Source organism: Brevundimonas sp., from assembly GCF_029945885.1.
Taxonomy (GTDB): Bacteria; Pseudomonadota; Alphaproteobacteria; order Caulobacterales; family Caulobacteraceae; genus Brevundimonas.
In genome coordinates this window covers 220,232-240,134 of the sequence record NZ_JAQSDK010000002.1, presented here as the reverse complement: position 1 = coordinate 240,134, position 19,903 = coordinate 220,232, and the positions used below count along the sequence as shown (strand labels likewise).

Genomic DNA, 19,903 nt, shown 5'->3' with positions numbered 1-19,903 from the left:
CGATGTCAGCGATCCACCCGGAAGCCGCATAGCGCCGGCGCGCTTTGTCCTCACGCGAGCGGCGTCAGCCGGTAACGATCCGCCTCAAGCCCTTCGACGGCGAGCACGGCCTCCACCCGTCGGCCCTCGACCGTGCGCCGGATATGGACGATCCGGTCGACCGCCTGGGCGATCGCGCGCCGGGGCGGCCGGGCGACCACTTCGATGATCAGATCCTCGACGCGACGCAGCACGTCTTCGGCGGAGTTGGCGTGGATCGTCGACAGACCACCGGGATGCCCGGTGTTCCAGCTCTTCAAGGTCTCAAGCGCGGCGGCCCCGTCGCGCATTTCGCCGACCACGATCCGGTCCGGACGCATCCGCAGCGCGTCCCTCACCAGATCGACCACCCCGATGACGACCGGCACCCGCCGGGTCAGCACCGCGACCACGTCCCAGGCCGAGCATTGCAGCTCCGGCGTATCCTCGATCAGGAAGACCCGGTCCCCGGCGAAGGCGGGTTCGGCCAGCACCGCATTGGCCAGGGTGGTCTTGCCCGAGCCGGTCCCGCCGGAGATGAGGATGTTGCGGCGTTCGGCCGCCGCCTGTCGCAGCGCGTCCGCCTGGGCCTGCGTCATCACGCCGCCGCGAACATAGTCGGCCAGCCCCCAGATCACCGCGGGGCGTTTGCGGATCGAGAAGGCCGGCGCCGCGACGATCGGGGGCAGCAGTCCCTGGAACCGTTCGCCCGTTCCCGGCAGGACGCCGGACAGACGCGGGTCCTCGCGCGCCACCGTCTCCCCGACATAGTCGGCGATGAGTTTGATGGCGCGCTCGCGCGCCTCCGGCGACAGGGTCTGGCCGGTGTCACGTCGCCCCTCCCCGCTCCGGTCGAGCACCAGCCGTCCGTCCGGGTTGGCGAGGATCTCCACGACAGCGGACTCTTCCAGGGCGGCGAGAACCGTCGGTCCGAGCGCGTGCCGTAGGGCCTCCAGCTTGCGTTCCGCGACGATCGGATGGACCGCCATCAGGGCTGAGGGTCAAAGGAGCGGGGTTCCCCGGCGACCGTGTCGGTCGCGGTTCGGCCCGCGACGATCCGTGCGGCCGTGGCGTCGAGCAGCCGTTCGATCCGCCGGTCCACGGCCGCCTGGACGGTCGGATCCTGATCGACGACGGCGTCCGGCAGCCGCAGGAAGAAGGCCCGCGCCACCTCGATCAGGAGTTCCTGAACGATCTGCATGTCCCGCGCCGTCGACCGCATATGGTCCCTCAGCGAGCGTTCGAGCTGCAGCAGCCGATCCTCGGGATCAGCTTGGGGCGATTTCTGCAGCCCCCGCGAGATCGCCCGCCCGGCGGCCTGGCTGAGCGGCATCCGGCCTGCCCGCGCCTCGCGATTAAGCGCCGTCGCGAGCTTGGGATCGGTGAGATAGACCTGCACGCGGGCGGTCTGGGGGTTAGTCCTGGGCATTTCCTGGTCCTTGCAACTGATCGAGGACCGCCTGTTGTGCGGCCATCTCCTGCGCCACCCGCCCGTAGATATCGGCCGCCCTGGCGGCGACCTTCTTGTCGTCCATGGCCGCCGCCACCTCCTTGAACAGAGGCAGGCTCGCCTCAGCGTCCTCCCCGAGGCTGCGGCGCCCCGCCCACGGATTAGGGGCGCGGGGCGGTACGTCGAGCTGCCGGCCCTGATCGGGCGGGGTTTCCCCCGCGCGGCTCCGGAAAGGTTCGCGCCGGTCATAGAGCAGCTTTTCGGTTCGCAGCGGCCGATGTCCCGCCACGAACACCAGCTGCTGATCGTCCGGCAGCGACCGAATCTCGCCCGGCTCCAGCAAGGGCCGTTCGATCTCCGCGCGGGACACCGAACTGCGGCCCGTCCCCAGTCCCGCGGGCCCACTGCGGCTGGTGCGGGTTTCCGTCACCGACCCCGTCAGCTTCGAGACCTTGTCCTGGGTCAGCGGATCGAGCGCCGAAAATGCGGTGTAGACCGCGCAGTTGTCGAGGATGGTGTTGTGTTGGCCGTAGGTCTCGACGATGTCATTGAGCGACTGGGCCACGAACATCGCCTTGACCCCGTAACCACTCATCAGGCGCAGCGACTTCTCGAAGAAGGCCAGCCGCCCCAGGAGCGGAAACTCGTCCATGACCATCAGAAGCTTGTGGTGTTTCTCCCGGCCGGTCGCGTCCCTGGTCTCCTCCGCCGTCAGGGCCTGGGCGGCGGAATAGAACATCAACCGCACGAGCGGCCGCAGCGCAGCGGCGTCCGCCGGGGCCACCTGGACATAGAGCGACACCGGCGCCTCGGCGCACATCAGATCGCCCATGGCGAAGTCGGACGCCGACAGCGCCCGCTCCACATCCTCGCCGGCCAACCATTTCAGATAGGACCGCGCCGTCCCCTGCACCGAGGTCCGGAACCGGTCGTGCATTGCGGCATAGCCCTTGACCGCGGTCTGGATGAACGGATGGGTCTCGGGCTTCCCGCCCGCCCCCGACCGGTGAAGGGTCTTCATCATCCCGTCGGCGGCATCGTCGAGATCGGCCAGAAGCTCGCGCACCCTGAGCAGGGTCTTGTCGGCGTCCTCGGCGGTGTAGAGGACGTGCAAAATCACCGCTTCGAGGATTTCCGAGGCGGCCTTGTCCCAGATCGCCTCGTCGTCCCGAACCCCACCGGGATCGGACAGGATGGCCACCAGACGCTGGACCTGCGCCAGTTCGCCCGGTCCCGGCTGGATCTCCGCCAGCGGATTCCAGCGCGCGGACGCCGGATCCCGCGGCGCGAAATAGAAGGCATGAGAGAACCGCGCCCGCCAGCCGGCGGTGATCCGCCACAGTTCGCGCTTGGGATCGTGGACCAGGACGCTCGGCGTCCACGACAGCAGCGTCGGGATGACGTGGCCTCGTCCCTTGCCGCTGCGGGTCCCGCCGGTCACCAGCGTCGGTCGCAGGTCCGCTGTCGCCAGCAGCCGCCCCCTGAATACCCCCAGCACCGCGCCGGCCGGACTGAGCAGACCCGCGCCGCGAGCCTCGGCCCAGCCGCCCCACCCCCGGATCCGGCGCGCCGTCCGTTCCCCGAGAAGCGAACCCAGCCCCAGGCCGCTCGCCGCACCCAACAGGATCAGCGGCGCGCTACGTGAGACCGCTGTCCGGGCTTCGTCGCCGAACTCCCCGCGCCAGGCCAGGATCGCCCAGGGCGGATAGAGCGCCAGGTCAGGATGAACCCGTATCGCCGGGCCAAGCGCCGGGGCCCAGTGATAGGTCCAGGCGAACAATTGCGTCGCCGCCTGCAATCCCAGCAGCAGGCCCAGACCGAGGCACGCCAGCCGCACCGGCACCTAGACCGCCTCACCGGGAGGACCCCGCCGCTCTCCGGAGACGTCGAGGACCAGCACCGGCGCGGCGTCCATCCGGCGCTGGTGATAGGCGACCAGGGCCTGCCGGAGCGCCGGGATCGTGCCGGCGTCGGCCAGTTGAAGGATAGAGACGGCCTCGGCTTCACGATCATGCAGGATCCGCTGCTCCGCCTGGGCCAGCGGCAGGAGCTGGCGACCGACCCGTTCGAAGGCTTCCGCGAGGACCTGATTGCCCGCGCCCCGGACGATGCGGTCGAGACGTTCGGCCAGCCGTTTTTCCGGTGCGGCGGACGACGGAACGGGTTCATCACGGTCCTGCACGGCCTCGGCCAGGTTCAGACTTGTCGTCAGGCAATGAAGCCGAAAGGCGAACCGGTCCCGAACCAGGGCCGCGTCGATCCGCGAGGCCAGATAGCCGCCGAAGGGCGCCCGTTCGATCAAGCCCTCGCCGCACAGCCAGGCGAGAGCTTCGCGCACCGGCGTGGTCGACAGCCGCAGGCGCCGGGCCTCCTCGATGATCACGATCGGCGTCCCGGGCGCATAGGCCCCCTGCTCGGACAGATGGCGAATGCTCTCCAGGGCAAGGAGGAAGGGATCGCGCTTTCGGGTCACGGTCGTCTCCAGGAAGGGAGCCAGGGTTTCTGGCGCGGATCGACCGGCTCGCCAATGAGTTGCATCCCCGAATTGCCAAAAGCGCCATAAAACGTCGAAATATCCGCCATGCGTCGTCGGTTCCCCCGCCGCTTTGTGGCGGAGGAGCACCGGTTGTGTACGGAAACGAAAGGATGAGCGTTGCCCACTGAAGCGTCCCGTCGCACCATCCCGTGTTTGAGAGGTTTCGCCGATGAGTGGAGTCCCGCCTGACCTGCCCCGTGACGGCGAGTTGCTTTCCGCGGCGGTCAAGGCGGTGCGCAGACATCGCGGCATGACCACGGCCGATGTCGCCAGCGCCATGAACATGGCGCTCAGAACCTACGAACGCTTCGAGTCGGGCGCTACCCGCCTCAACCTGGACCATATCCATCGGTTCGCCACGGCGACCAACAGCGATCCCTATGCGCTCATCCTGTCGGTCGTGATCGGATCGTCCGACCTGGCCCGGCGCTGCGCCGACAACAAGATGGCGACCATCCTCACGGTAGCGATCCAGCGCTTCGACCAGGCCATCCAGGATCGTCTCATGGACCTGGACGCCCGAACCCTGATCACCGCGATCACCGGAATGTTCGACACCCTGCTGGACGGCGATGAAACCAGCGAACAGGCCCAGGCCTGGCTGCAGACGGGCGCGGCGGAGCTGCTTTCCAAACGTCCCAAACCGGGGCGCTGACCCCTCAATATACTCCAGATATAGCTTTTCAGACGGTCGAGCCGCGCGCTCACTCCTTGCGCCACATCCGTGGCGACCAACCCAAGGAGAAACCGTGATGACAACCCCCCAACTGCGCCTCGTCAGCCTCGGGAGCGCCAAGGCGCTTACCCGGGATGGCGAGGAAGGACCGTACCTCGAACTGATGTTCGTGAAGAGCCGCACGCCGGCCTGAAGGTTGAGTGGTCGCCCCCAAAGGGGCGGCCACGGAGGCCAAGACTGAAGCCTCATGAAGGCCATCCCTGCCCGGAAGCCCTCGCGTCCGAGACCATCCGTCGACGCTCTTTGCGGCCCATCCGAAATCGCGAAACGAGTTCACTCTCCCTAGCCCGCTGGCCATCCAAAGCACCGCGTCCAGCCCGTTCGCGGCTTGGCGGTGCGCAGGTCGCTCACAACCAAAATCTGAATGTGCGCGGTCGGGAGTGTGCCGTTGAATATACTCCAGATATAGCTTTTCTGCTGGCCACACAGCGCGCTCACTGGGGCTGCCACACCCGTGGCGATCAACCCAAGGAGACTGTGATGACCACGCCCAAACTCCGCCTCGTCAGCTTCGGCAGCGCCAAGGCGCTCACCCAGGACGGCGAAATCGGACCGTACTTCGAACTGCTGATCGTCCAGAGCCGCACCCCGGCCTGAACGAAAGGGCGGTCGTCCTTGTGGCGACCGCCCCGAGGCCCGTCATCAGGAGGACCCCATGGCACGCCAGGTGACCCTTGCAGCCGGTCTGCATATGGTTCGGATCCGTGACGACGTGGTCATTCTCGACGTCGGCGCCGACCGGTATTCATGTCTCGTTGGCGGCGGAAATCAGCTCACGCCCGTCGGATCAGGGGCGGTCTCCGCAGACGACGACGTCCTGCAAGAACTTCAGTCAGCCGGCCTCCTCGCCCCCGATCCAGGAGCGCCGACCTGCCGCACGCCGGTGACGCCGCGAGGCGAACTGACCGCCGATGAATACCCGGGGCGGATCGCGTGCCTGGACACGGCAATCCGGACTCTGGCGGCGACCGCGGCGTTCCGGGGTCAATCACTGGCGCAACTGGTCGACGCCGCAGAGCCCCGGAGCAGCCGGCCGACGCCGTTCGACTGTCGGCGGTTTTCGGCCCGGGTGTCCGCCTATCGCACGGTCCTGCCCTTCATCCCGTTCGAGGGACTCTGTCTTCAACGCGCCTATCAGCTGCGGCGCGTCCTCGCATCCGACGGCCAGCGCGTGGACTGGGTCTTCGGGGTCAAGACCTGGCCCTTCTTCGCTCACTGCTGGCTCCAGATCGACGACCTCGTGATCGGCGACCGGTTCGACCGCGTCCGCTCCTTCACCCCCATCGCCGTTTTCTGAGGTGGGCGACTATCTGATCGTGTCCAGGGGACCGGCGTCGGCGGCGAGCGCACGCGCCGACACCTTGCGATCCCAGGCGATCACCGCCGGTATGACCGTTTCTGACCTGAGCGCCCGTGCCTGGCTGGCGGTCGAGGGACCATCACCTCCCGCCACCCTGCTCGTGGGTGCCTGGCGTTTGATTGGCCAGGTCTTTCACCGGGAGCATCGGATCGTAAGGCCAGACACGGACCAGGAGCCCTGGAGCTACGAACGCAAGCTGCTGGCGCGCTTCTGGGGCCGGTTCGTGGGCGTTCGGATATCGGGCGAAGGCGAGGTGGCGGAGATCCTGCGTGATCCTTGCGGCGGCCTGGACTGCATCGCATGGGAGGATGACGGTCTGACGATCGTTGCATCCGAGGTGCCGGCCTGGCTGCCGGTTCCGCGGTCCTGGAGCATCGCATTCGATCGCGTCGCCCAGGCGCTGCATGACCCCTTGCTCGTGTGGGAGGACCTGCTGCTCGACGGTCCGGTCGCCATCCTTCCCGGAACCGTCCAACCGGCCCCCCTGAAGACCCTTCCGACCGCGCTTTGGACGCCCGCAGCCATCGTCCGGCGCGGCGCGACGCAGCCCGTCAGCGACGCCGAAGCCGCTGCGGCGCTGACCCTGGCGCTCGACGACGCCGTGCGGGCCCTCGCCCTCGATTCTGGCCCGCTCGCCGCGGAGGTGTCGGGTGGCCTTGATTCCAGCCTCGTGGCCGCCAGCCTCATCCGCGCGCGCAAGGACGTAGCCCCATGGATCAATCTCTATGGAGCGGAGGCCCAGTCCGATGAACGTCCCTATGCCACCGCCCTCGGAGCCGCGCTCGGTATCGATATCGTCAGCGTGCCCCATGCCAGCGGGCCGTTGAACGAGGCCGATTTCGAATCCATTTCCCTTGGCGTCCGTCCGGGACTCGCCGGGATCGACATGCACCACGACCGCGACTGGGCCGGTCGCCTCCATGCCGCGGGTGCGACGGCGATCATGACCGGCCGGGGTGGGGATTCCATCCTGCTGCAGGGTGCGACGGCTGACGTGTTCACGGATCTCTGGCGCGCCCGCGGCCGGAGAGCGCTGACCTCCCCCGCCCTCCCGGGGCTCGCCAGGCTCAATGATCGATCGATCTGGTCTCTTATCGCAGGCGCGCGAAAACTGACCGAAGCCCGCCCTGCGCGACGCAACGAGATGATCACACCAATCGGGCACCCGACGATTCCCCACTGGCTTGGCGACTGCGCCGATCTCGGGCCTGCGAAGATCCTGCAGATCGCCGGCCTGATCGACGGGATCGGCCGCCAATCCCCCTCCTTGCAGACCCGGGTCGTCAATGTGCTGACACCCCTGCTGTCGCAACCGGTCGTCGAGACCTGCCTGGCCCTGCCCGCCACACAGCTCGTCCTCGGTCAGCGTGACCGGGGGCTGGCGCGCTCCGCGTTCCGCGATCGTCTGCCCCCGATCATCACCGAGCGCCGTACCAAGGGCGAGATGTCCGCCATCTATGGCCGCATGGTCGCCGACAACCTCGACTTCCTCCGGCCGTGGCTGCTCGAAGGTCGGCTGGCGGAGGCCGGCCTGATCAATCGGGCGGCCGCGGAAACCATGCTCTCGCGAGACAATCTGATCTGGCGCGGAACCTATGGGGAAATCATGACGGCCGCGGCGGTAGAGGGGTGGGTACGAGCGTGGAGTCGGTGTCTGAGCTCACGGTAGCGACCGGGACCTCGCCCAGGGTCTCCTCCAGCCAACGAAGCATCTGGTCATAGACATCGAGGATATTGGCCGGGCTGATGTTGACGTGTCCCTCGCCCCAATAGGTGATGAGGCGGGCCCGGCCACCCTGGCGATTGATCACGCTGAACACCCGCTCCGCCTGGGACATCGGCACATAGTCCCGATCCGCAGTGATCAGCAGGATGGGCGCCGTGATCCGGTTCGCTGTCAGATAAGGGCTGGCTTCAAGGTAGCGCTCGCTCGCCGTCCACGGCGGCCCCGGCATTCCGCCCTGGTTGGCCTCGACCCAACCCGTCTGCTGTCGCAGGGTGAGGCCTTCTTCCGGCATGGCGCGGCTAGCCGGGGTGAACTCACCCCAGAGGCCCAGCAGGTCGGTGGCCGGAGCCCAGGCGATGTAGGTCTGGTACCGCGTCGATCGGCCCGCCGCGGCAACTGCGAGATATCCGCCGAAGCTGTGCCCCAGAAAGGCTGTCCGGTCTCGCGGGAGCCTGGGCCAGGCCGCCCACAGAGCGTCGACCGCCAGATCCGTATCGGTCAGGAAGCTCGCGATACTTCCGCTCCCTGATGCGGCGACCGGAATCGAGGGCGAGAGGACGGCATAGCCCTCCGAGGCGAGCAGGGCGGCCCGCGGCCCGTAGAGCAGGTTCGGCGGGCTCAGGAAGCGCCCGTCATCGACTGCCCCGGGATAGGCGAGAACCACCACGCCCCTGGCCTCTTCCGGCGGCCGACCCGGCGGCAGGAAGAGCCAGCTTGTCGTCGGCCGCCCCGAGGCGTCCAGGTGCGGCACGGGCACAGGCCGGGACAGGGAGAGGTCCGCAAACCCCGCATTGACCCGGTCCAGTTTGCGGTCCTCGCCCGGGACCGCCAGCCTGAGGGTCTCCATTCCGCGATCGCGGGTGATCACGAGCGCCGCTCCAGCCGTGGCGGACAGCACCGTTGTTTCACCGGAGGGATCCGGCACCCCCAGCGGAACCGGGCGTGCTTCAGCCTGCAAGATAGCCATGCCTCCGGCGCCGTCGATCGCCAGCGCCCAATCCCGGCGCGGCGGCGCGTTGACGCGCAGGCGAACCGGCTTCATCCGATCGGCGGTCTGGGCATCGGACCAAGCGGCCTCAGCGGCGCTACGGCGCGCCACCCCGCCTGCCCCGATCTCCCACAGGCCGCCGCCCGCAAAGATGAGCGCCGTTTCGTCGCCAATGGCCGATAGTCGGCCCGGCGCCTGGCTCAGGTCCGCCGTCAGCTCGCGTGGCGGTTCTCCAGGAGCCAGGGCCTGCCAATCAAACCGGGAGGCCTCTCGCCGCCGGGCGTAGAGAACAGGCGTCTGGCCGATCCAGTCCGCGCGCACGCCGGCGAGTTGGTCGATGTCGCCACCCGGCGGGAACGGGTCGAGGCCGTGACGATCAATACGGACGAGCGCGCCGTCTCGCTCCACGCGCGCCAGATCGCCGCCAGCCCAGGGTTCTCCATCTCGCCGAACCCAGACCAGCAAGGCGTCGGAGGCGGATGTCCACCGCAGCAGGTGCGGTGCCACATCCAGACCGGCGGGCAGCGAGGTCGCCCGTCCGCTTGCCACCTCGATCAATTCCAGCCGCCCCCGCTCGGGGTTGCCGAACTGACGCACGCCGTCGGGACTGATCGGCACCGGAGAACCGGCGCGCAGCACCGCGATGGCGCCACCATCCGGGGAGACGGCCCAATCCCGAATCAGACCGGACGTCAGGGGGCGGACCTCCCGGCGAGCGATATCAAGCAGGACCAGCGACCGGTCGCGCGCGGGAGTTTGCGTCGTGGCCGCGCCGCCGAGCGTGTCGACCACGGTCCGGCTCGGTTCGCGCCCTCGGGCCTGGGCCGACCACTGGCGCGCGATCTCGGCCTGGGCTCCCCCTGCATAGCGAAAGAGCCATGGCAGCCGCGCGTCCTGAAGCACCGTCAGTCCAAGCCGGTCATCATCAAGCCAGGCGGCGGTCGAACCCGTAAACGGGGCATCCGGCGTCAGGCCGGTCCACCAGACAGTCCGATCGGACATCTCGACCACGCCCGCCTCGAACCGATCGTCTCTGAGCCTGTAGATCAGCAGCCGCCGCCCTGACGGCGACCAGTCCCTGAGGAGCAGGCCGAGGCCCTCCGAAGCCGGCAAGAGACGCTCCGGCGACTTCCCGCCGCCGGTCTCCGCGATCCAGAGTTCGCTGAGGGTCCATACCGACCGGTGATCGAGATCGAAGGCCGGGGCGGCGGCGTATGCCGCTCGCCGTTCGTAGACGGCCCATCGCCCGCCCGGATCCAGTGAAGCCGCGCCGAAGGACGACATTGAGACGACATCCCGGATCGTCATGGGGCGACCCTGAGCGTGGGCGGCGGACGACAGGCAGGCAAGCGTCAGCGCGACCGCCGCGAGGCGACGCAGGAGGACGATCATCATGGTGCCCTACCAACGCTTGATCATCTGCAGGGCGACGGTGCGCCCCAGGACGCTGGCCTGGGCGGCGTCGAACCCGTACCCCGCCGGCGAGTCGTAGAAGGGTGGATCCTCGTCCGTCAGGTTCTGGACAGAAAGCGCCAGCTGCAGACCGGCGAAAGGCCCCGACGCCGCCGACCACGACGCGCGTACGTCAATCGTGTTCCAGGCCGCGATCTCCTGCCCGGCCAGGCCCTCATAGGCCGACACATGGTTCCAGTGAGCGTCAAATCCCCAGCTTCCGTACGACCAGAGAGCGCCGGCGCGGGACCGAAGGCGGGCCGGATATCCGACAAGGCCCAGGACGTCGCGCACATCGGCGGTCGGCGTGGGCTGGATGTCATAGTCGATCAACCAGGAGGCGGAGGCGTCAAGCGAGAGCGCATGGCTCCCCGTCAGCAGCGGGTAGCGCGCCGACAGATCCAGACCCCGAACCGACACGGCGCCGGTATTGACCCAACGCCCGTCGAGGATGGCCCCGTAGGCTGTCGGCGGGAACAGGCTCCCGCCGGCGAAGTCCGGACGGTTCAAGTAGCTGTTGACCAGAGCGAGGTCGGCCGGGTTGTTGGCCGGATCGACGAGCGTCACGAAGGGTTGGAGCGACGGGTCGGTCAACGCGCGGGCGATGTTGGCGGCCACGGGTTGGGCGATGCGGTCGCTGAACTCGGTGCTGAACAGGCTCGCGCTCAGAGTGCCGCCGCCGACCGGTCGGTAATCAAAGCCGAGTGTAAAGGTCTCTGCGGTCTCCGGCTCGAGGTCCGGATTGCCGCCATAGAGATACAGGGAAAGGACGTTCGCGCCCGCCCGCGGCAGGGAGGTCACCGAGATGGCCGAGGCGTCGTGGAGTTGTGGCAGGCCGGGCGCCCTGAAGGATGTGCCCCAGGAGGCCCGGACCGACACGGTCTCGAGCGGCGACCAGATCACTCCCAGTTTCGGATTCGCCGTGGAGCCGAAGTCGTCGTACTCCTCGAACCGCCCCGCGAGCGAAAGCTCCAGACGCTGGACCCCGGCTCGGGCATTCCCCTCCCCCACCAGCGGCACGCGCACCTCACCGAAGATGGCGCTGATCTTGCGATCCTGCTCGGGCGTGATTGTCAGCACCGGCGCCACGGTCGAGCCGAGACTCTCGACCTGGGTATTGAAGCCCTCGCGCCGGAACTGCAGACCAACCGCCGCCTGCACCGGCCCCGCGGGAAGGTTGAAGAGCGGGCCGGAGAGCAGCAGGTTGGCCGAACTGGCCCGGCTCCGATCGTGGGCCCGGGTGTAGCCGCTGCTGATGAAGTCCAGGACCGCCCGACCGTTCGCGGTCCCGTCTCCGAACGGGTTGAAATAGCCGTCCACCGCCGCCCGATAAGGAGTCGCCGGATCATCCGGAATATTGCCGAGCGCCTCGTTCAGGAATCGCGAGTTGACCCGCCCTTCCGTCCCGGACGAGCCCCGTTCCTCTGCATGAGCCAGATAGGCCTCCAGCGACCAATCCTGGCCGAGATCCAGAGCACCGCCGGCGGTGACGCCGAGACTTCGCGAGGAACCGAACCGGTGCGGCGGTCCCAGGTCCCGGTAGAACGAATAACCGATCGTGTGGGACGCCGCCCCGGACGGCGACACGAACCAGGGATTGGCGCTCGTGACGTTGAACACGGCCGGCGTCGTCGCCCCTGCGATGCTGTAGTCCCTTTGGCTGAAGCGCAGGTCGGCCGTGAGTTCCAGGCGCTCGCCGAGGCTCTGCCGGATACGGCCGTAGACGCTGCTGCGTTCGGTTTCGGGCGAGAGATCCTGCCCCTGGGCCGTCGCCTGCAGGTTGGCCTCCCCTGCCGCGAAATCAGCCGGGGTCGTGGCGGTGTCCGAGGGACCGGGCCGTATCGCCCAGCGGGAGACGTAGCCCCTGGCCACCGGGTCGAAGGCGACGATGTTGCCGGGCGAGGCGAACGGCGTCCGGTGATCCGTACCGCCGAAAGGTCTGAGGTCCCCGTCCGCGGTCCAGGGCCGGTCCAGAGAACTGAATGCGTTCACCTGCTGGTATTCGTACGACAGCAGGGCTGACCCGGTCTCCCAGGAGGTTCCGGCGAGATGCGATACCATCAGGTCCTCGGCCCCGCCTTCGGCGGCGCCAATCCGAAGCCGGGATTCCTGGCCATTGAAGGCCCGGCGCATGATCACATTGACCACGCCGGCCACCGCATCGGCGCCGTAAAGGGCGGAGGCCCCGTCGAGCAGAATATCGATACGTTCGACCGCGGCGGATGGCAGGGCCGATACGTCGGCGAACTCGCCCCGGTAACCCGTGCCCGCGAGCCGGCGGCCATTGACCAGGACCAGGGTGGCGTCGGGCCCGAGACCGCGCAGGTTCACGCCGGTGGCGAACACCGAGTTGGACCCGGCTCCATCGACCCCGGCCAGGGTCGCCGTGGGATTGGCCGAGCCGGCGTAGTTCTGGGGCAGATCCTTCAGGATCTCGGCCACCGTGGCGGGCCCACGGCGATCCAGATCGTCACGATTCAGGACGACGACGGGCGAGGCGAGTTCGCCAGACGTCTTCAGCAGGGTGCCCGTGACGATGACCTCGTCCAGCAGGACGGGGCCTTTCGCCGCCTCGGACGGCCCGCTTCGGCGCAGGAAAATGACCCCCGGACGCGTCTGGGACCAGGACAGGCCCGACCCTCGCAAGAGAGTGTTCAATGCCTCCGGCGGCGCATGGCGCCCTCTCAGTCCCGGTGTCCGCAAACCGGCGACCAGATCCCCGGTGAAAAATATCTGCTGGTCCGACTGGGTCGCGAACAGATTCAGCGCGTCTCCCAGCGACCCGGCCGGGATGTTGAAGTCGCGCGCCTCCTGGGCGCAGGCCGTCGTGCTGACGGCGAGAACACAGGCGACCAGCGCACTGCAGGACAAAAAACTCGAGCGACTCATATTCATGGCTCCCCTCCCCGCCACATGGCGTCAGAGAAGAGACGGTTCAGACCCCGGGTAACCCCGGAGAGGTTTCTCAATTATTTTTTCGCTCCGAGAGGCGGACGGTTCCATCCGGCCCCGGAGTGACTTCAAGTTCGAATACCTGCGAGGCCGTGGAGACGAAGGCCTCCCGGTCTCCTGTCCTGAACACCCCGTTGACCGGCACGGCGTCCAGTGAGGTAGCCTCCAGTTCGATCTTCGCCGTCAGATACCGGTTCACTTCGGCCACGGCCAACCGCAGAGGTGTGTCGCGGAAGACGATCCGCCCGTCCGTCCAGCTGGTCTCGGCCTGCACATCGACTGAACGGACGGCGACCTCTCTGGCGGTGACGCGGGTATGTTGGCCAGCCACCATCCGCTGCACCGCCCTGCCCTCCCCCGCCGGCGCCACATCGACGACGCCGGACACCAGGGTCACGCTGACGGCGGCGGCGTCACGGCGAACATCGAACACTGTGCCGACCGCCGTCACCTGTGTCCCACCGGCCTGGACGACGAACGGTCTCGCCCGGTCGTGGGCCACGGTAAATAGCGCCTGTCCGCGCTCAAGATCCACGAGGCGCTGGTCGCCCGCGAACCGAACCCTGACCCGCGAGCCCGTATCCAGCCGGATCGACGACCCGTCGGCCAACTGCACGACGCGCTGCTCGCCCACGCCTGTGACGAAGACCGTCCTGCTCTGCATCCACGCCCAACCGCCCATCGCCAGCGCCGCCGCCGCGCCGACCGCAGCCAGTCCCAAAAGGCCCCGCGGGACAGCACGGGACCGACCCGTGCCGGCCTTGCGCGACATCGCCGCATCAAGGGCCTCCAGGATGGCGGGGTCGTCCGCCAGCTTGCCCGTATCGGCCCAGACCTTCTCGACGCGGCGATAGGCCTCGGCGTTCGCCGGCACCGCGCGCCAGGCGAAGAATTCCTCAATCGTGCCGGTGCTGACGTTACGCGCGCCCAGACGGGCGTGCCAGGCGGCCGCCTCTGTCTCCGCGGTTTCAACCCGGATCGTCGGGCCGGTCATGGTGCGCCCCATCTCTAGCGCCGAAGCTGGGCTGCGCAGTGAGCCAGGGCCTTGGTCATGCGCCACTCAACGGTTTTGGGAGAAATCCCGAGCTGCTCTCCGATCTGAGCGTTCGTCAGACCGCCGAACCGGGATAGCACAAAGACATCGCGTAGGGGCACAGGCAAGCTGAGGACAAGCTGTTTCGCCAGTACCTCGTCCGTCTGAGCGGGCATCTCAACGCCCCACCCGTCCAGTTGACCGACTTCACGGGCGCAACGAGCCCGACGATCTCGTCCGGCATAAAGGTCCGCCGCCAGATTTGAAGCGATGCGCAGCAAGAGCGCTTTGGGATGCCGGACGCCCTGAGCGACTTGATACGGGCCGACCCGCAACCAAGTTTCCTGCAGAAGATCTTCAGCGTCTTGCGCCCCGTAGCGCCTCACAAGTCGGGCCCGGAACCAGTTAGAATAACGGTTGTAAATGTCAGACAGAGACGCCTGGCTTTCCTCATTCATCCGATCGAAGCCCTCCGCCACGGCTGGATCCCCAACAAGCAGACAAATCACCCAAGGCGTCGAAAATGACACGTTTAGGGGACAGCGCCTATCGCGCTCTTCCGCCCAAGTGCGGGAATGGACGTCGTCTCCCAGCTTGGAAGGAACGTGAGGACCATCCGGCTCGGGGCTGGGCTTTCTCAGGAGGAACTAGCGTTCCGGGCAGGCCTTAAGCGTAGCTATTTGAGCGATCTAGAACGCGGTACACGGAACCCAACGGTGCGTGCACTTGGACGCATTGCAGATGCACTCGGTGTAACGCCAAGTCGGCTGCTTAGAGACCCGGAGGAACCGGGTACTCAGGATTGAAGATGGACGAAATGACACGACTGGTGGGCGGCGCTCGGGAACAAGTTTGGGCCATCTGTCGTGATGGACGTTGTGGCCCTCTTCGGGAAAAACGTGCGAACGCTTCGGGATCGAGAAGGGTTGTCGCAAGAAGAGTTGGCTTTCAGGGCCGGCATGAAGCGGAGCTATCTAAGCGATCTTGAGCGTGGCACCAGAAATCCCTCTGTGCGCGCGCTAGGACGATTAGCGGAGGCGTTGAGGGTTGCTCCATCTCGTCTTCTTGAAGACCCAAGGCCCTCAGAGACAGATTCGAATGCCGTCGTGAGGTCCCGCTAACATATCCGCAACTGTGATGTTTGATCAGCGCCAGCAGCGGACTTTAGCGGATTGCCGAACTCCGGACATTCCGCAACGGCGCTTGGGGGGAGTCCGAGCGGGACTCGCCACCGACAAAATCGGCGGTTGTTGACGCGCACAAGCTCAACTGTACCTACTGGCGCATGAAATGCGATGGCGACGACCTCCGGCTCAGCGCCACCGATCTGGTCGGGCATCTGAATTGCCGCCACCTCACCGAGTTGGACAGGTCCGTCGCCAGCGGGAGCCTGCCGGAGCCCAAGGTTTGGGATCCGGCGTTGGAGGCTCTCTGGGAGCGCGGCAAGCAGCATGAGGCGAGCTACGTCGACCACCTCACAGATCAGGGTCTCAAGATCGTCACCATCGACGGTGTCGATATCACCCCAGAGGCCGTCGCCGACACCACAGCGGCGATGCGGTCGGGCAAGCCCATCATCCTTCAAGGTGCCCTGCGGACGGGCGCTTGGGCTGGTCGGACGGATGTGCTGCGCCGCATCGAAACGCCGAGCGCGCTCGGCGACTGGTCCTATGAGGTAGAGGATACGAAGCTCGCCCGTGAAACCAAGGGCACCACCGTCCTGCAGATCAGCCTCTACTCGGATCTGCTCGCGGACGTGCAGGGTCGTTCCCCCGAGTTGATGCACGTCGTCGCCCCCTACACCGACTTTACGCCCGAGACGTTTCGCACAGCGGACTTCGCCGCCTACTATCGCGTCGTAAGGCGCAGCCTGGAAGCGGCGGTCGCCAACCCGGCCGTTGGCCAGACTTATCCCGAGCCCAACCCGTTCTGTGAAATCTGTCGCTGGCGCGACAGCTGCGATCAACGGCGACGGGCTGACGATCATCTCAGCCTGGTGGCTGGTATTTCCAAGAACCAGAGGGTTGAACTCGTCAATCAGGCCATCACCACCACAGCCGCGCTGGCCGCGATGCAGGTGCCGATCTCCTGGAAGCCCGAACGCGGCGCAGCCAGTTCCTACGTCCGGGTGCGGGAGCAGGCGCGGGTGCAGGTGCAGGCGCGCGAGACGGGCGCGAACGTCTTCGAGCTGCTCGACCACCAGGAGGGGTTTGGTCTGTCGCGCCTGCCCGCCCCCTCCTCCGGGGACGTCTTCCTGGACTTCGAGTCGGACCCCTTCGTGGGTGAGCATGGGCTTGAATATCTGCTCGGCTACGAGCACCAGGCCGACGACGGTGAATGGATCTACACGCCGCTCTGGGCCCTGACACGCGCGGATGAGAAGGCCGCTTTCGAGCAATTCATCGACTTCATGATGACGCGCTGGATTCGGTTTCCCGATCTGCACATCTATCACTTCGGCGGCTATGAGACGGGCGCACTCAAGCGGCTGATGGGCCGCTACGCCACGCGGGAAGACGACCTCGATCGCATCCTTCGCGGCTTCCTGCCTGTCGATCTTCTCAGCGTCACCCGCCAGAGCCTCCGCGCCGGCGTCGAGAGCTACTCCCTGAAGAAGCTCGAACCATTGTATGGCTTCGTGCGCGACACCAGTCTGCCCGACGCCCGGCTGGCGCTCACCCGTCTGCAGACCAGCCTCGAACTGAATGATCTGGCCGCTATCGACGACGCGGATCGCGCCACCGTGCAGGCCTATAACCGCGAGGACTGCGTCTCGACGCGCCGTCTGCGGGGCTGGCTTGAAGAACTGCGGGCGGAACGGGTGGCGGGGGGAGTCGACATTGCACGGCCGGATCCGGGCGACGGCGCCCCATCCGAGAAGGTCGGGCAATGGCTGGACACCATCGCGCCCCTGGTCGAGGCCCTGACGGGCGACGTCCCCGCAGACCCGCTCGAGCGCACCCAGGAGCAACACGGCCGCTGGCTGCTGGCCAATATGCTGGAGTGGCACCGACGAGAGGACAAGGCGACTTGGTGGGAGTTCTTCCGCCTTCGTGACCTGACCGCCGCCGAACTGATCGATGAGAAGTCAGCCCTGTCAGGGTTGACCTTCGAAGGCATCGTTGGCGGCACGCCGGCCGCGCCCGTCCATCGCTACCGGTTTCCGCCGCAGGACACCGACGTCCGGCCTGGCAAGGCGCTGCAGTATGAGGGCGGCCACCCCATGGGCGCGGTGGAAGATATCTCCTCCGCCGCCCAAACCGTCGACATCAAGACCCGCAAGGATACGGCGGCGCTGCACCCCGAGGCAGTGTTCGTCCACGAGTACGTTTCGCCCGAACCCATGCAGCTGTCCCTGGTCCGTCTCGCAACCCACGTGGTCGCGCACGGCATGTCGGGCGAGGGGCCTTACGCCGCCGCGCGAGCGCTGCTGATGCGGGGCGGCCCACCCCTTCTTGACGGCGCCGATCTGAGGATTGAAGGCGAGGCGACGCTCGACGCAGCGCGCCGCATTGCGACGCACCTCGCCGCCGGCGTGCTGCCGATCCAGGGACCGCCGGGCACCGGGAAGACCTACACAGCCGCCCACATGATTTGCGCACTGGTGGCGCAAGGGAAGACGGTGGGCGTCGTCGCCAACAGCCACTCGGTGATCCGCAACCTCCTCAACGCGGTGGTCGAGGCTGCCGACGAGACCGGCGTCGACGTCCAGTGCGTTCAGAAGCCCAAGGAGAAGGAAGACGACTCCCACCGGATGCGGATCGTCACCAAGACCGCCGGCCTGTTCGCCGCCCTTGGCACCGGCTGTCACGTGGCCGGCGGTACGGCGTGGCTCTGGTCGTCGCCAGACGCCTTCCAGACCGTGGATGTCCTGTTTGTCGATGAAGCCGCACAAATGTCGCTCGCCAACGTCCTGGCCGTTTCACAGGCGGCGTCAACGCTGGTGCTGGTTGGCGATCCGCAGCAACTCGATCAACCGACCCAGGGCAGCCATCCCGAAGGCGCCGAATGCTCTGCCCTGCACCATCTCCTCAATGGCAAACAGACCATCGCCCCGGACGAAGGCCTCTTCCTCGAGGAGACCTGGCGGCTCTGCCCGTCCATCTGCGCTTACACGTCCGAACTATTTTACGAGAGCAAGCTCAGCCCGCGCCCTGGGTCCGAAGCGCAAGCCATCGTTGGCGCCGGCGCATTCAGCGGCTCAGGTCTCCGATTCTTGTCCATCCCACACAGCGGCAACCAGAGCTCGTCACTCGAGGAGGGCGCGGCCATCGCCGCCATCGTCAAGGATCTCGTCGACGCCGGGGCCACGTGGATTGACCGCAAGGGCTCGCATCCCTTGACCCTCGAGGACATCCTGATCATCGCGCCCTATAATGCCCAGGTCTACGAGATCCAGCGGCGAATCCCCGGGGCGAAGGTTGGAACCGTCGACAAGTTCCAGGGTCAGGAGGCGGCGATCGCCATCTATTCGATGGCCACATCGAGCCATGCCGACGCCCCCCGGGGCATGGAGTTTCTCTACAGCCCCAACCGCCTGAACGTCGCCACCTCGCGGGCGAAATGCCTCTCCATTCTGGTCGGATCGCCCAGCGTGTTCGAAGCCGACTGCCGCACGCCCCGGCAGATGCAGCTGGCCAACGCCTTCTGCCGGTATCTCGAAATCGCAAGCTAGTGTCGGTCAGCCTCTTGGCGCCGCCACACCGGCCGGAATGAGGCTGCACCCGCAACGCCTATGCACCAGGAGCGGCCCAGGCACCGCGGCCAGAGGCGGCCTCCAGGACCGTCGGCGAGCGTCACAACAGGCGACAATGGCGTTGCCCGTATCTAGAGCCGCCCCGCAGCCCGCAGTCGCGCCTGAACCTCGGACGCGAACGCCACCTCTTCGGCATCGACCTCGCCGTCCGCATCGATCACGCGCCGCATCGACCGCATGAGGGCGGTGGGGTCGCCTTCTCCGGCGCATAATCGATTCAAGGCGCGCTCGAACGCCCGCTCATCCGGCACGATAGACGCTACGCGCTTGCGGATCGTGGGTTCATGAAGCGGTTCGTCCGATCTCAGCATGACGTGTCTGACGACCTGCTCCCGTTCGTCCTCGTCGAAGTCGCCGTCAGATGCGCCGACGAAGCTGAGAATGATGATCTCGTCCCGGCAATCCTGCAGCGCGAGGAGTTCGGGCGATCTCGCGGCGACCTCGCTCGCCGTCATCATTTTCAGAAGCGGATGCTCGCGGAAGAATTCGAGACCGTCCTCGTGCACTTCGCCGGTCGCCAGGTCGGTCGCCTCGACCACCCGTGACGCCATGAACATTCTCATCGCCGAGCGCATATAACAGTAGCCTGTCAGCCTGACGTCCGTGACCTCATGCTTGAGGCTGTTCAACGTCACGCACCGTCCCGACAGGGCATTCCGGGCGTCCGAATAGATCAGGTGAAACGCCATCGGCGGGGCTGGCGGATCATCGACCTCGACGTACATCCCGTGATCGTCGAACTCATGCCCCTTGATCGGCCGTCCGAGCCGTTCGGCGCGCGACTGAGTGAGGTTGCGCCTGAGCCCGGCTTTGGCCGTAAGAAAATGGTCCATGGTCAGTGTGGTCATGACAGCGCCCCTTCCATCAGCAGCTAAGCTGCGCGCATGACGAGAGTC

Annotated in this window: 15 protein-coding genes; 6 read left to right on the top strand and 9 right to left on the bottom strand. The window is 66.9% G+C overall.

The window, feature by feature from the left end:
• Positions 1–50 precede the first annotated feature (50 nt).
• The 4 genes from trbB to PSV00_RS01580 are packed head-to-tail and all read right to left on the bottom strand — an operon-like array spanning position 51 to position 3,941.
• The gene (gene trbB, locus PSV00_RS01595; protein ID WP_300444000.1) at positions 51–1,007 is read right to left on the bottom strand and encodes a P-type conjugative transfer ATPase TrbB; all 957 of its coding nucleotides are present in this window, start codon (positions 1,005–1,007) and stop codon (positions 51–53) included.
• Complete coding sequence (locus tag PSV00_RS01590; protein WP_300443997.1) at positions 1,007–1,447, bottom strand: hypothetical protein; 441 nt, start codon at positions 1,445–1,447, stop codon at positions 1,007–1,009. Before PSV00_RS01590 ends, trbB begins: the two co-directional genes overlap by 1 nt.
• Complete coding sequence (locus PSV00_RS01585; protein ID WP_300443994.1) at positions 1,434–3,311, bottom strand: type IV secretory system conjugative DNA transfer family protein; 1,878 nt, start codon at positions 3,309–3,311, stop codon at positions 1,434–1,436. The genes PSV00_RS01590 and PSV00_RS01585 overlap by 14 nt, the downstream gene beginning before the upstream one ends.
• Positions 3,312–3,941 (bottom strand): GntR family transcriptional regulator, encoded by a 630-nt coding sequence (locus tag PSV00_RS01580; protein ID WP_300443992.1) that lies wholly within the window; start codon positions 3,939–3,941, stop codon positions 3,312–3,314. It abuts the gene before it with no gap.
• A 232-nt stretch (positions 3,942–4,173) separates the two neighbouring features.
• Here PSV00_RS01580 and PSV00_RS01575 point away from each other — a divergent pair, with 232 nt between their 5' ends.
• From PSV00_RS01575 to PSV00_RS01565, 3 genes are all read left to right on the top strand, one after another.
• Complete coding sequence (locus tag PSV00_RS01575) at positions 4,174–4,659, top strand: helix-turn-helix transcriptional regulator (RefSeq protein WP_300443990.1); 486 nt, start codon at positions 4,174–4,176, stop codon at positions 4,657–4,659.
• A 736-nt stretch (positions 4,660–5,395) separates the two neighbouring features.
• Positions 5,396–6,037, top strand: a complete 642-nt coding sequence (locus PSV00_RS01570; protein ID WP_300443988.1) for a lasso peptide biosynthesis B2 protein — start codon at positions 5,396–5,398, stop codon at positions 6,035–6,037.
• Between the two features lies 1 nt (position 6,038).
• Positions 6,039–7,769, top strand: coding sequence for an asparagine synthase C-terminal domain-containing protein (locus tag PSV00_RS01565; RefSeq protein WP_300443986.1), 1,731 nt, complete (start codon positions 6,039–6,041; stop codon positions 7,767–7,769).
• Here PSV00_RS01565 and PSV00_RS01560 read toward each other — a convergent pair.
• From PSV00_RS01560 to PSV00_RS01545, 4 genes are all read right to left on the bottom strand, one after another.
• The gene (locus PSV00_RS01560) at positions 7,705–10,209 is read right to left on the bottom strand and encodes a prolyl oligopeptidase family serine peptidase (RefSeq protein WP_300443985.1); all 2,505 of its coding nucleotides are present in this window, start codon (positions 10,207–10,209) and stop codon (positions 7,705–7,707) included. The genes PSV00_RS01565 and PSV00_RS01560 overlap by 65 nt on opposite strands.
• Before the next feature lie 6 nt (positions 10,210–10,215).
• On the bottom strand, positions 10,216–13,155 hold the full coding sequence (locus PSV00_RS01555; protein ID WP_300443983.1) for a TonB-dependent receptor: 2,940 nt from the start codon (positions 13,153–13,155) through the stop codon (positions 10,216–10,218).
• 76 nt (positions 13,156–13,231) lie between these two features.
• Positions 13,232–14,212 (bottom strand): FecR domain-containing protein, encoded by a 981-nt coding sequence (locus PSV00_RS01550; protein WP_300443981.1) that lies wholly within the window; start codon positions 14,210–14,212, stop codon positions 13,232–13,234.
• 14 nt (positions 14,213–14,226) lie between these two features.
• Complete coding sequence (locus PSV00_RS01545; protein ID WP_300443979.1) at positions 14,227–14,730, bottom strand: RNA polymerase sigma factor; 504 nt, start codon at positions 14,728–14,730, stop codon at positions 14,227–14,229.
• Positions 14,731–14,826: 96 nt separating this feature from the next.
• Here PSV00_RS01545 and PSV00_RS01540 point away from each other — a divergent pair, with 96 nt between their 5' ends.
• The 3 genes from PSV00_RS01540 (at position 14,827) to PSV00_RS01530 (ending at position 18,926) form a co-directional block, all read left to right on the top strand.
• Positions 14,827–15,057 carry a helix-turn-helix transcriptional regulator gene (locus PSV00_RS01540; RefSeq protein ID WP_300443977.1) on the top strand — a complete coding sequence of 77 codons (231 nt, stop codon included), beginning with the start codon at positions 14,827–14,829 and terminating at the stop codon, positions 15,055–15,057.
• 63 nt (positions 15,058–15,120) lie between these two features.
• Positions 15,121–15,372, top strand: a complete 252-nt coding sequence (locus tag PSV00_RS01535) for a helix-turn-helix transcriptional regulator (protein WP_300444285.1) — start codon at positions 15,121–15,123, stop codon at positions 15,370–15,372.
• Between the two features lie 164 nt (positions 15,373–15,536).
• Positions 15,537–18,926 (top strand): TM0106 family RecB-like putative nuclease, encoded by a 3,390-nt coding sequence (locus PSV00_RS01530; RefSeq protein ID WP_300443975.1) that lies wholly within the window; start codon positions 15,537–15,539, stop codon positions 18,924–18,926.
• 152 nt (positions 18,927–19,078) lie between these two features.
• Here PSV00_RS01530 and PSV00_RS01525 read toward each other — a convergent pair whose 3' ends face one another.
• On the bottom strand, positions 19,079–19,855 hold the full coding sequence (locus PSV00_RS01525) for a TerB family tellurite resistance protein (RefSeq protein WP_300443972.1): 777 nt from the start codon (positions 19,853–19,855) through the stop codon (positions 19,079–19,081).
• Between the last annotated feature and the right edge of the window lie 48 nt (positions 19,856–19,903).

Coding starts and splice junctions, on each gene's coding strand:
- PSV00_RS01525 (WP_300443972.1), bottom strand. CDS start 19,855: ATGACCACACTGACCATGGACCATTTTCTTACGGCCAAAGCCGGGCTC.
- PSV00_RS01540 (WP_300443977.1), top strand. CDS start 14,827: ATGGACGTCGTCTCCCAGCTTGGAAGGAACGTGAGGACCATCCGGCTC.
- PSV00_RS01550 (WP_300443981.1), bottom strand. CDS start 14,212: ATGACCGGCCCGACGATCCGGGTTGAAACCGCGGAGACAGAGGCGGCC.
- PSV00_RS01560 (WP_300443985.1), bottom strand. CDS start 10,209: ATGATGATCGTCCTCCTGCGTCGCCTCGCGGCGGTCGCGCTGACGCTT.
- trbB (WP_300444000.1), bottom strand. CDS start 1,007: ATGGCGGTCCATCCGATCGTCGCGGAACGCAAGCTGGAGGCCCTACGG.
- PSV00_RS01575 (WP_300443990.1), top strand. CDS start 4,174: ATGAGTGGAGTCCCGCCTGACCTGCCCCGTGACGGCGAGTTGCTTTCC.
- PSV00_RS01555 (WP_300443983.1), bottom strand. CDS start 13,155: ATGAGTCGCTCGAGTTTTTTGTCCTGCAGTGCGCTGGTCGCCTGTGTT.
- PSV00_RS01530 (WP_300443975.1), top strand. CDS start 15,537: ATGAAATGCGATGGCGACGACCTCCGGCTCAGCGCCACCGATCTGGTC.
- PSV00_RS01570 (WP_300443988.1), top strand. CDS start 5,396: ATGGCACGCCAGGTGACCCTTGCAGCCGGTCTGCATATGGTTCGGATC.
- PSV00_RS01590 (WP_300443997.1), bottom strand. CDS start 1,447: ATGCCCAGGACTAACCCCCAGACCGCCCGCGTGCAGGTCTATCTCACC.
- PSV00_RS01535 (WP_300444285.1), top strand. CDS start 15,121: ATGGACGTTGTGGCCCTCTTCGGGAAAAACGTGCGAACGCTTCGGGAT.